The organism is Pseudomonas sp. KH_024_B2 (assembly GCF_057839965.1).
Genome location: NZ_CM174502.1, coordinates 444,229 through 456,434, shown reverse-complemented (window position 1 = coordinate 456,434; position 12,206 = coordinate 444,229). Strand labels below are relative to the sequence as shown.

Genomic DNA, 12,206 nt, shown 5'->3' with positions numbered 1-12,206 from the left:
CGCCCGGAGCAAGCCCGCTCCCACAGGTTATGTGATCGACATAAATCCCTGTGGGAGCGGCGGTGCGACGATTCGACTTGCCCGCGAAGACGACCTGCCAGCCGGTGCAAACATCACTGACATGAACCGGATTAACGGATCACTTACTCCGAAATCAACCAATCCATCTGCCAGCCACCCTGAGTCTGCCCCAGTTTCTTCGACAGCCACGGCAGCAACTCACGCAACTCCTCCTCCAGCCCCCACGGCGGATTGGCAATCGCCAGCCCTGAACCGTTCAGGCTATTGGGCGTATCCAGCGGATGCACCAGCAACTCCACCCGCAACAGCTTCGGCGCACCGGTGCCGGCCAGGTCCTGATAGAAGCGGCGCAACATCCGCTGATCCTTCACCGGATACCAGATCGCTGCCACGGTCTGGCGCATCCGGCCAATCGCCTCTTTCAACGATGCCGCACAGCGCTGCATCTCATCGAGCTGCTCGAACGGCGGATCGATCAACATCAACGCGCGCTTCTCCGCTACCGGCAGCAAGGCCCGCGGCACATGCCAACCTTCACCCAGGTGCACCGCAACGCGGCGATCACCTTTCATGTTGTCCTTGAGCAAGCGCCCGTCTTCCGGATGCTTCTCGTTGAGCAACAGCCGATCCTGCGAACGAGTCAAACGCCGCGCCAGCTCCGGCGAACCCGGGTAATAACGCAACTCGCCATCCGGATTCATCTCATGCAGCACTTGCATGTAATCAGCGGTCAGCAATGGCAAATCCGGCTCACCCCACAACCGGGCGATACCTTCCAGATACTCGCCAGTGCGGCTGGCCTCGTCGCCCTTGAGGTCATACAGACCAATCCCGGCGTGAGTATCGAGATAGGCAAACGGCTGCTCCTTGCGCGACATCAAGGCGATGAGGCGGGTCAAGGTCAGGTGTTTGAAGACGTCGGCGTGGTTGCCGGCGTGGAAGGCGTGGCGATAGTTCATGGTTGCTCCTGCGCAGGAGCCGAAGTTTACCTTGTACGGCGCGCAACGTCAGGGGTTCACAGCTGGGCGGACAGACGCCGCACAACTTGTGGCGAGGAGGCTTGCCCCGTCGGCTGGTCCGCGCCCGGGCGAAGCAGTCGCAAAAACCTCCAGAATCTTTGTCGCCTGACAGGACGCTTTCGCGGGCAAGCCCGGCTCCCACAGGGTGATGCGATCTAATGTGGGAGCGTGGCTTGCCCGCGAAGACGCCAGCAAGGCACCTGCCGTTTAATCGGCAGACATAAAAAAACGGCCCGCCTCCAGAAGGAGGCGGGCCGCTTTTATGCCACCTGATGATCAGAGCATCAGCTCATCTCACTCAGCTGTTCAGCTGGAAGTCTTTCTCGGCAGCGGCGAAACGCTTGAGCATACCGGCAGTCGGAGCACCCATCTTGCTGACGAAGAAGATCGCCAGGCTGGCGAAGATGAAGCCCGGGATGATTTCGTACAGACCCAGCAGTTCGAAGTGCTTCCAGACGATCACGGTGATCGCGCCGACCAGGATACCGGCCAGTGCGCCATTACGGGTCATGTCTTTCCAGATGACCGAGATCAGTACAACCGGACCGAAGGCGGCACCGAAACCGGCCCAGGCGTAGCTGACCAGACCCAGTACACGGTTTTCCGGGTTGGCAGCCATGGCGATGGCGATCAACGCAACCAACAGCACCATGGCACGACCGACCCATACCAGCTCGACCTGAGAAGCTTTCTTGCGCAGGAAGGTCTTGTAGAAGTCTTCGGTCAGGGCGCTGGAGCACACCAGCAACTGGCAGCTCAAGGTGCTCATCACGGCAGCCAGAATGGCCGACAGCAAGATACCGGCAATCCATGGATTGAAGAGGATCTTCGCCAGTTCGATGAACACCCGCTCGTTGTTGTCACTCACCGGCATCGCCACGGCAGGGTTCGCCGAGAAGTAGGCAATACCGAAGAAACCTACAGCCACGGTGCCGCCCAGGCACAGAATCATCCAGGCCATGGAGATGCGACGGGCATTGGCGATCGACTTGACCGAATCCGCCGCCATGAAGCGCGCGAGGATGTGCGGCTGGCCGAAGTAGCCCAGACCCCAGCCCATCAGCGAGATGATGCCAATGAAGGTGGTGTTTTTCAGCATGTCGAAGTTGCCTGGATCTTGCGCTTCGATGGCCAGGAAGGTGGTATCGACGCCGCCGGTAGCCAGCAGCACGATGATCGGCGTCAGCAACAGCGCGAAGATCATCAGCGTGGCTTGCACGGTGTCAGTCCAGCTCACAGCCAGGAAACCACCGACGAAGGTGTAGGCAATGGTCGCCGCAGCGCCGGCCCACAGCGCAGTCTCGTAGGACATGCCAAAGGTGCTTTCAAACAGACGAGCACCGGCAACGATGCCGGAAGCGCAGTAGATGGTGAAGAACACCAGAATCACGATCGCCGAAATGATCCGCAGCAGACCGCTTTTGTCTTCAAAACGGCTGGAGAAGTAATCCGGCAGGGTCAGTGCGTCGCCGTTGTGCTCGGTCTGCACGCGCAGACGCCCGGCCACGAACAGCCAGTTCAGGTAGGCGCCGACGATCAGGCCGATGGCGATCCAGCTTTCCGACAGACCGGACATGTAGATAGCGCCCGGCAAGCCCATCAACAACCAGCCGCTCATGTCCGAAGCACCAGCGGAAAGCGCGGTTACCACGCTGCCCAGGCTACGGCCGCCCAGAATGTAGTCGGAAAGGTTGTTGGTGGAGCGATAGGCCATGAAGCCGATCAGCACCATTGCCGCGATGTAGATCACGAACGTGATCAGGGTTGGATTACTTACGCTCATTGTGTGAAGCCCTGGCATTGTTTTTATGTAGCGGCGGCTGTTGAACCGTCGGCAAACGACTGCGTTTGTCAGACGGTTCCGGGGTCCGCGCATTTATGACTGATGTTTCCCCAGGAAAGCCATCAGCCGATGAACCGATCTTTTGGACCGGTTGCACCTTGGGCGCGAATGCTATTCAACAAAGTAAATAAGGTGCAACCTGTTTCACTCGAATAAGTTGCACCTAGTCGGATTCTCAGTGAAAAAACCTGTTTTTGCTCCTTTTCGGAGCAAGAATCTGTTTTCCCATAAGTAAAAGCACCAAGCAAGCGCAGCTTTCTCTATGGCGGAATTTATTTCCTGACGAGTTGCCTGTTTTTCCGATAAAAAAAGGGTTGCACCCGGTTGCACCTCTGTCTGCTCGCGGCTAATCTTGCCGCCAGCTGATGTCACGCAGTCGTGGCAAACATGAGGATAAAAATATGGCTACCACCACCCTTGGGGTCAAACTCGACGACCCGACCCGCGAACGCCTCAAGGCCGCCGCGACCTCGATTGATCGCACGCCGCACTGGCTGATCAAGCAGGCAATTTTCAATTACCTGGAGAAACTCGAGGGTGGTGCAACCCTGTCCGAGCTGAACGGTTTGAATGGCAAGGAAGTTGACGAAGCGGGCGAGATCCACGTCGATCACGCGCACCAGTGCTTCCTCGAGTTCGCTGAAAGCATCCTGCCGCAATCGGTGCTGCGCGCCTCGATCACTGCCGCCTACCGTCGCCCGGAGCCGGAAGTGGTGCCGATGCTGATGGAACAGGCTCGCCTGCCCGCCGCGATGGCCGACGCCACCAACAAGCTGGCTGCCTCGATTGCCGAGAAACTGCGCAATCAGAAGAGCGCCGGCGGCCGTGCCGGTATCGTTCAAGGCCTGTTGCAGGAATTTTCCCTGTCGTCCCAGGAAGGCGTGGCGCTGATGTGCCTGGCCGAAGCGCTGCTGCGCATCCCGGACAAAGGCACCCGTGACGCGCTGATCCGCGACAAGATCAGCACCGGTAACTGGCAGCCGCACCTGGGCAACAGCCCGTCGCTGTTCGTCAACGCCGCCACCTGGGGCCTGCTGCTGACCGGCAAACTGGTCGCCACCCATAATGAAGCCGGCCTGACGTCGTCCCTGAGCCGCATTATCGGCAAGAGCGGCGAGCCGATGATCCGCAAGGGCGTCGACATGGCCATGCGCCTGATGGGCGAGCAGTTCGTCACCGGCGAAACCATCGCCGAAGCCCTGGCCAACGCCAGCAAGTTCGAAGCCAAGGGCTTCCGTTATTCCTACGACATGCTCGGCGAAGCGGCACTCACCGAGCACGACGCGCAGAAGTACCTGGCCTCGTACGAACAAGCCATCCACTCGATCGGCAAAGCCTCTCACGGTCGTGGGATTTATGAAGGTCCAGGCATTTCCATCAAGCTGTCCGCCCTGCACCCGCGTTACAGCCGGGCCCAGTACGAGCGCGTGATGGACGAGCTGTACCCGCGCCTGCTGTCGCTGACCCTGTTGGCCAAGCACTACGACATCGGCCTGAACATCGACGCCGAAGAAGCCGACCGCCTCGAGCTGTCGCTGGATCTGCTGGAGCGCCTGTGCTTCGAGCCGCAACTGACCGGCTGGAACGGCATCGGTTTCGTGATCCAGGCGTACCAGAAGCGCTGCCCGTACGTGATCGACTACGTGATCGATCTGGCGCGCCGCAGCCGTCATCGCCTGATGATCCGCCTGGTGAAGGGCGCGTACTGGGACAGCGAAATCAAACGCGCCCAGGTCGAAGGCCTGGAAGGCTATCCGGTCTACACCCGCAAGGTGTACACCGACGTTTCCTACATCGCGTGTGCTAGAAAACTGCTGTCGGTGCCGGAAGTCATCTACCCGCAGTTCGCCACCCACAACGCCCACACCCTGTCGGCCATCTACCACATCGCCGGTCAGAACTATTACCCCGGTCAGTACGAGTTCCAGTGCCTGCACGGCATGGGCGAACCGCTGTACGAACAGGTGGTAGGTAAAGTTGCCGAAGGCAAGTTGAACCGTCCGTGCCGCGTCTATGCGCCGGTCGGCACCCACGAAACACTGCTGGCCTATCTGGTCCGTCGTCTGCTGGAAAACGGTGCGAACACCTCGTTCGTCAACCGCATCGCCGACCAGTCCATCTCGATTCAGGAGCTGGTGGCCGATCCAGTGGCCAGCATCGAGCAGATGGCCACGCTGGAAGGCGGCTTCGGCCTGCCGCACCCGCGCATCCCGCTGCCGCGCGATCTTTATGGTGCCGAGCGCGCCAACTCCAGCGGCATCGACCTGGCCAACGAACATCGTCTGGCGTCGTTGTCCTGTGCGCTGCTGGCCACTGCGCATAACCACTGGAAAGCCGCGCCGATGCTCGGCTGCGCGTCCAGCACTGAAACCCCTGCGCCAGTCCTGAACCCGTCGGATCTGCGTGACGTGGTTGGCCATGTGCAAGAAGCCACCGTCGACGACGTCGACAACGCCATCCAGTGCGCCCTGAACGCCGCCCCGATCTGGCAGGCCACCCCGCCCGCCGAACGCGCCGCGATCCTCGAACGCGCTGCCGACCTGATGGAAGGTGAGATCCAGCCGCTGATGGGCCTGCTGGCTCGCGAAGCCGGCAAGACCTTCGCCAACGCCATCGCCGAAGTGCGTGAAGCCGTGGACTTCCTGCGTTATTACGCAGTGCAGGCGCGCAACGATTTCACCAACGACGCCCACCGCCCGCTGGGCCCGGTGGTCTGCATCAGCCCGTGGAACTTCCCGCTGGCAATCTTCAGCGGTCAGGTCGCTGCTGCTCTGGCCGCCGGTAACCCGGTACTGGCCAAACCGGCCGAACAAACCCCGCTGGTGGCCGCGCAAGCCGTGCGCCTGATGCTCGAAGCCGGGATTCCGCAAGGCGTGCTGCAACTGCTGCCGGGCCGTGGCGAAACCGTTGGCGCCCGTCTGGTCGGCGACGATCGGGTCAAAGGCGTGATGTTCACCGGTTCCACTGAAGTCGCGCGTCTGCTGCAACGCAACGTCGCCGGTCGCCTGGATGCTCAGGGCCGTCCGATTCCGCTGATCGCCGAAACCGGCGGCCAGAACGCGATGATCGTCGACTCTTCGGCGCTGACCGAACAAGTGGTTATCGACGTCGTATCCTCGGCCTTCGACAGCGCCGGTCAACGTTGCTCGGCGCTGCGGGTGCTGTGCTTGCAGGAAGATTCCGCCGACCGCGTCATCGAAATGCTCAAGGGTGCCATGGCGGAATGCCGTCTCGGCAACCCGGAGCGCCTGTCCGTGGACATCGGCCCGGTGATCGACGCCGAAGCCAAGGCCGGCATCGAGAAGCACATCCAGGCCATGCGCGACAAAGGTCGCAACGTGTACCAGGTGGCCATCGCCAATAGCGAAGAAGTCAAACGCGGCACCTTCGTCATGCCAACCCTGATCGAGCTGGAAAGCTTCGACGAGCTGCAACGGGAGATCTTCGGTCCGGTGCTGCACGTGGTGCGCTACCAGCGCAAAGAGATCGATCAGCTGATCGGGCAGATCAACGCTTCCGGCTACGGCCTGACGCTGGGCGTACACACCCGCATCGACGAAACCATCGCCAAGGTGATCGACAACGTCAACGCCGGTAACGTCTACGTCAACCGCAACATCGTCGGCGCTGTGGTCGGTGTGCAGCCGTTCGGTGGCGAAGGCCTGTCGGGTACCGGTCCGAAAGCCGGTGGTCCGCTGTACTTGTACCGCCTGCTGTCGACGCGTCCTGTCGATGCGATCGAACAGTCCTTCGTGCGCGGCGATGCCCTGAGCGCGCCGGATGTGCGTCTGCGCGATGCCATGAGCAAGCCGCTGACGGCCCTGCAAACCTGGGCCGACAGCAATAAGTTCAGCGACCTGAGCGCCCTCTGCGTGCAGTTCGCCGCCCAATCGCAAAGCGGCATCACCCGCACGCTGAACGGCCCGACCGGCGAGCGCAACAGCTACGCGATCCTGCCGCGCGAGCATGTGCTGTGCCTGGCGGACGTCGAAGCCGACCTGCTGAGCCAACTGGCCGCGGTAGCAGCGGTGGGCAGCTCGGCGGTATGGCCGGAAGCGCAGTTGACCAAGGCTTTGTTCGCACGTTTGCCGAAGGAAATTCAGGCGAAGATCAAGCTGGTGGCCGACTGGACCAAGGACGATGTGATCTTCGACGCGGTCCTGCATCACGGCGATTCCGACCAGCTGCGTGCGGTCTGCCAGCAAGTGGCCAAACGTGCCGGCGCGATCGTCGGGGTTCACGGCCTGTCCCACGGCGAAACCAGCATTGCGCTGGAACGTCTGGTGATCGAGCGAGCACTGAGCGTCAACACTGCTGCTGCGGGTGGTAACGCCAGTTTGATGACTATCGGTTAAACCGAAAAAGCCAGGCGCCTGCAATGGGCGCCTGGTTATTTACCCCCACAATTTTGTGGGAGCGGGCTTGCCCGCGAAGGCGTCATGCCTGACACACCGCGTCGTCCTCTTCGCAGGCAAGCCAGCTCCCACAGGGTCTGCAGCATGCCTCCTCTGTGTTTTGCCCCTCCATCACCCAGATCAATCATCCTGTTCAGCACACGCTCCCCACGCCTAGACTCGGCCTATTCCAAAAAAAGGTAAGCCGCCATGTCCGAGACGTTGCTCAGTTCCCGCAATCTGGCTTTCGAGCTGTACGAAGTCCTCGATGCCGAGGGCCTGACTCAGCGTGAGCGGTTTGCCGAACACAATCGCGAGACCTTCGATGCCGCCATCGGCACGGCACGCAGCATTGCCGAGAAGTTCTTTGCCCCACACAACCGCAAGGGCGACGAGAACGAGCCGCGCTACGAGGACGGCAAGGCGATCCTGATTCCAGAGGTGAAACCGGCGGTCGATGCCTTCCTCGAAGCCGGCTTCCTCAACGCTGCGCGCAGTTTCGAAGCCGGTGGCATGCAATTGCCGACCCTGCTCTCGCAAGCCTGCTTCGCGCATTTTCAATCGGCCAACGCAGCATCGACCTCGTACCCGTTCCTGACCATGGGCGCGGCGAACCTGATCGAAAGCTTCGGCACCGATGAGCAGAAACAGCGCTTCCTGCAACCGATGATCGACGGGCGTTTTTTCGGCACCATGGCCCTGACCGAGCCCCATGCCGGTTCCTCGCTGTCGGACATTCGCACCCGCGCCGAACCGGCCGCCGATGGCACTTACCGACTCAAGGGCAACAAGATCTTCATCTCCGGCGGCGATCACTCGCTGTCGGAAAACATCGTGCACATGGTGCTGGCCAAGCTGCCGGATGCACCGGCCGGGGTGAAGGGCATTTCGCTGTTTATCGTGCCCAAGTTTCTGGTCAAGGATGACGGCAGTCTCGGTAAACGCAACGACGTACTGCTGGCCGGGCTGTTCCATAAGATGGGCTGGAAGGGCACCACCTCGACCGCACTGAACTTCGGCGATAACGGGGAGTGTGTCGGCTATCTGGTGGGCAAACCACACCACGGCCTGAGCTACATGTTCCAGATGATGAACGAGGCGCGGATCGGCGTCGGCATGGGCGCGGTGATGCTCGGCTATGCCGGTTATCTCTACTCGCTGGAATACGCTCGCGAGCGCCCGCAAGGTCGCCTGCCGGACAGCAAGGACCCGAATACCGCACCGGTCTCGATCATTCAGCACGCCGACGTCAAACGCATGTTGCTGACCCAGAAAGCCTACGTCGAAGGCGCTTTCGACCTCGGCCTGTATGCCGCGCGCGTGTTCGATGACACCACCACCCTTGCGACCGAAGCCGAACGCAAACAGGCCCACGAGCTGCTGGACCTGCTGACGCCGATCGTCAAATCCTGGCCGTCGGAGTTTTGCCTGAAGGCCAATGAACTGGCGATCCAGATCCTCGGCGGTCACGGCTATACCCGCGAATACCCGGTGGAACAGTACTACCGTGACAACCGCCTGAACCCGATCCACGAAGGCACCCACGGCATCCAGTCGCTGGACCTGCTGGGGCGAAAACTCGCGCAGAACGGCGGCGCCGGGCTCAAGCAATTGATCCGCTTGATTGCCGACACTGCCGAACGCGCCCGCACTCATGAATCCCTGAACGCATTGCGCCAGCCCCTCGAGAAGCTGGTTGCCCGGTTGCAAAGCGTGACCATCGGCCTGCTGACCGATCTGGGCCAAGGCAAGGTCAACAGCAGCCTGGCCAACTCGGCGCTGTACCTCAAAGTGTTCGGCCACACGGTAATCGGCTGGCGTTGGCTGGAGCAGGCGATCCGTGCCGAAGAAGGGTTGGCCAAGGGGAATGCAGCGGATCTCAGCTTCTATAAAGGCAAACTGCAGGCCGCCCGGTACTTCCTGACCTGGGAAGTGCCGGGCTGTCATCATGAGCTGGCGATTCTTGAGGCGCGGGATGATACATGCCTGGCGATGCAGGATGAGTGGTTCTGATCGGAGCTTTGTAGCGCTGCTGAAATCCATTCGCGGGCAAGCCCGCTCCCACATTTGACCGCGTTGTCTGGTTTATCGCGGACTACTGTGGGAGCGGGCTTGCCCGCGAAGGCGTCAGCACAAACAACATAAATTTCAGCTCAGCCTGAACCCACCCATCTGCCGCGCCAAATCATCGGCCAGCCGCTGCAAGGTCTGGCAATCTTCGCGACACGCCCGCACTTCTGCAGCCGTCGCCCGCGCCAGATCGGAAATCCCCTGCACATTCCGGTTGATCTCTTCAGTCACCGCCGACTGTTCTTCAGTAGCGGTCGCCACCTGATGGTTCATGTCGCTGATACGTTCAACCTGCCCGGTAATCGCCGTCAGCGAAGCACCGGTGCGTTGGCTGGATTCGACCCCAGTGCCGGTCGCCGCTTGCCCGGAATGCATTGAAGACACCGCATTCTCCGCGCCCTGCTTGAGGCTGCCGATCATCTGCTGAATCTCGTCGGTGGACGACTGAGTCCGCCGCGCCAAGGTCCGCACTTCATCGGCAACCACCGCGAAGCCACGCCCCATATCCCCGGCCCGCGCCGCTTCAATCGCCGCATTCAACGCCAATAGATTGGTCTGCTCGGAAATCCCGCGAATCACCGCCAACACCTGATCGATAGAGGCCACCTGATTCGCCAGTTCGCCCACCGCACCGGCGGCAATACCAATCTCATCGGACATGCTTTCGATATGCCGGATTGATCCACCGACCACTTCCCGAGCCTGCAAGGCTTCGTCGCGAGCGGTTTGCGAGGCGACGGCCGCATTGCCGGCGTTCTGCGCGATTTCCTGCACAGTGAGGCCCATCTCATGCACCGCAGTGGCGACCATGTCGGTCATTTCCTGCTGACGACCGGAACGTTCGGCGGTGTTGTCCACCACCAACGCGACTTGCCCGACGGCGGTGCGTAAACGCTCGCTGGTGGCCAGGACTTCGCCGATCATCTCGCGCTGGCTGTCGAGGAATCGATTGAAACCGCGGGCCAGATCACCCAGCTCATCGGCGCGACTGGAATCTAACCTGTGAGTCAAATCGCCACCACCGCTACCAATCGCCACCAATGCCGTTGTTACCTGACGGATCGGCCGCACCAACCCACGGGCCAGCAATACCACCAATAACAGACAAACCAGGGCCACACCCAAGCCAATGGCGCTGGTCATCCACATCGCCTGCCGGGCCTCGGCGTAGATCTGCGATTGCGGCACTTCGGCCACCAAGGTCCAGCCCAGATCCCGCAACGGCAGGCTCAGAGCCAGGAAGTCTTCGCCATCACGGATGAAACTGCTGCTGATCAGCCCTTGATGCCCCATCACCGCCTGTGCCGCCGGGCCGCCGATCTGCTCGGCCAATTGACGTTTTCCGCTGAATTCAGCCTCCGGATGAACCTGAATCAAACCGTCGGAACGCACCAGATAGACCTTGCCGCGTTCGCCGAAGCTGAAGTTTTGAATCAGCTCCGACAGCTCGCGCATGCTTAGGCCCAACCCGGCAACACCCACGACTTTGCCCCCCCGCAAGACCTTGAAGTCGATAAACAGCGCAAGCTCACCGGTACTGGTGTCTTTGTCGATATTCAGGGTGCGTGGTTGGTTGCTGTCGAGGAAGGTGTAGAACCAGGCATCGGCTGGACTGGATCGGCTCAGGGTCCGATCAAGGCCTTTTTCGGTGTAGTAGTGACTTGAAGCAGAACCCGCGATCACCGCGGTAAAGGCGTTGTGCTCGGCGCGAATGCCTTCCAGATAGCTGACAAAGCTGTTGGTCCGGGCACTGTCTTCGCCCCCGGCCAACCAGTCGCGCACCATGCTGTTGCTGGCGATGTCTTTGGCGGCGGTCAGCGGCTGGACCAGAATCCGTTCGATGTCATTGCGCATCGCTTCAATGCTGGAGGGCAGTGCCTTCTCCACCAGATAGCTCTGGGCCAGGCGGTTGACCACCAGGGTATAAATGCCGACCACGATCAGAATACTGACCAACAGGGCGGTGCCCATACTCAGGATCAACTGCCATTGAATACTACGTCGCCAGAACTGCATGGAGCACCCCCAAAGAATAAGAGGCTGAAACACTGCAACAGCCGTGCCGATTGTATACAAACTGAAAAACAGTTTGTTCGACGATCTATTCTTTGGTTGTGCTCAATTTGATCAGGCCTGAGCGATCGTCCTTGAAATCACTTCAACCGTGGCGCTGACTTGCTCTTGGTAACGGTCGAGTTCCTGTTTGTGGCGTTTTTGCATGTCGAGTTGCTGCGAACATAGATTCATCGCCGCCAGCACCAGCAGCCTGTCCCCGATCAAGGTCGGGTATTTCTTCTTGGTGTCGGCCAAAGCGGCCTTCAACATTAGCGCGGCGTCCAGCAGGGTCTGCTCTTCCCCGGCCGGAGCCTTGATCGAATAGTCCTCCCCGAGAATCGAGACGACTTTTATCCCGTCGGCGCCATTTTTCATGCGCTGACAGGACCGGTGCTGACACGCTCAACCAGGGCTTGAATACGTGCCACGGTGGCGCCCTGCTTTTCTTCCTGCTCCATCAGGCTCAGTTGCAGGCTTTCGTTTTCATCCTTGGCCTGGGCCAGTTCCGCACTCAGGGTTTCGTTCGTGCCGAGCAGCTCGTGGTTCTGTTGCACCAGGTCGCTGACCAGCTGTTCCAATTGACTTAGGGATGCTTCCAACATTTTGATTTTCCAGGCATTTTCAAAGGGCGCGTACGATAAAGAAAAGCCATCACGGATGCCAGGGTTATCCGGGCGCCAAGCCTTGATTTTCCTGGCGACGACCTTGCTTGCGAGTTTTAAAGACTGCGATTCATCCAGCAGGTTCCAGACACTTCGTCGCACTGCCTCGCCTGCGACAAAAGCGCGCAGGGGCTCAAGACTT

The 12,206-nt window shown here is 60.4% G+C and carries 7 protein-coding genes and 1 pseudogene; 2 read left to right on the top strand and 6 right to left on the bottom strand.

Annotation, left to right across the window (positions count from 1 at the left end):
* Nucleotides 1–143: 143 nt before the first annotated feature.
* Together AC3I0A_RS02170 and putP are read right to left on the bottom strand one after the other, a co-directional pair.
* The gene (locus tag AC3I0A_RS02170) at nt 144–980 is read right to left on the bottom strand and encodes a 23S rRNA (adenine(2030)-N(6))-methyltransferase RlmJ (RefSeq protein WP_489376008.1); all 837 of its coding nucleotides are present in this window, start codon (nt 978–980) and stop codon (nt 144–146) included.
* A 358-nt stretch (nt 981–1,338) separates the two neighbouring features.
* Complete coding sequence (putP, locus tag AC3I0A_RS02165) at nt 1,339–2,823, bottom strand: sodium/proline symporter PutP (RefSeq protein WP_489376007.1); 1,485 nt, start codon at nt 2,821–2,823, stop codon at nt 1,339–1,341.
* 461 nt (nt 2,824–3,284) lie between these two features.
* Here putP and putA point away from each other — a divergent pair, with 461 nt between their 5' ends.
* Nucleotides 3,285–7,238, top strand: coding sequence for a trifunctional transcriptional regulator/proline dehydrogenase/L-glutamate gamma-semialdehyde dehydrogenase (gene putA / locus AC3I0A_RS02160; protein WP_489376006.1), 3,954 nt, complete (start codon nt 3,285–3,287; stop codon nt 7,236–7,238).
* Between the two features lie 249 nt (nt 7,239–7,487).
* Nucleotides 7,488–9,290, top strand: a complete 1,803-nt coding sequence (locus AC3I0A_RS02155) for an acyl-CoA dehydrogenase (RefSeq protein WP_489376005.1) — start codon at nt 7,488–7,490, stop codon at nt 9,288–9,290.
* A gap of 135 nt (nt 9,291–9,425) precedes the next feature.
* Here AC3I0A_RS02155 and AC3I0A_RS02150 read toward each other — a convergent pair whose 3' ends face one another.
* The 4 genes and pseudogenes from AC3I0A_RS02150 to AC3I0A_RS02135 all read right to left on the bottom strand — a co-directional run bounded on the left by AC3I0A_RS02150 (nt 9,426) and on the right by AC3I0A_RS02135 (nt 12,004).
* A complete protein-coding gene (locus AC3I0A_RS02150; RefSeq protein ID WP_489378384.1) occupies nt 9,426–10,133 on the bottom strand; it encodes a methyl-accepting chemotaxis protein in 708 nt (235 codons plus the stop codon).
* Between the two features lie 204 nt (nt 10,134–10,337).
* Nucleotides 10,338–11,201, bottom strand: a pseudogene (locus AC3I0A_RS02145) (cache domain-containing protein); the annotation flags it as partial.
* Nucleotides 11,202–11,474: 273 nt separating this feature from the next.
* On the bottom strand, nt 11,475–11,777 hold the full coding sequence (locus AC3I0A_RS02140) for a cell division protein ZapA (protein ID WP_489376003.1): 303 nt from the start codon (nt 11,775–11,777) through the stop codon (nt 11,475–11,477).
* Complete coding sequence (locus AC3I0A_RS02135; RefSeq protein ID WP_489376002.1) at nt 11,774–12,004, bottom strand: hypothetical protein; 231 nt, start codon at nt 12,002–12,004, stop codon at nt 11,774–11,776. Before AC3I0A_RS02135 ends, AC3I0A_RS02140 begins: the two co-directional genes overlap by 4 nt.
* Between the last annotated feature and the right edge of the window lie 202 nt (nt 12,005–12,206).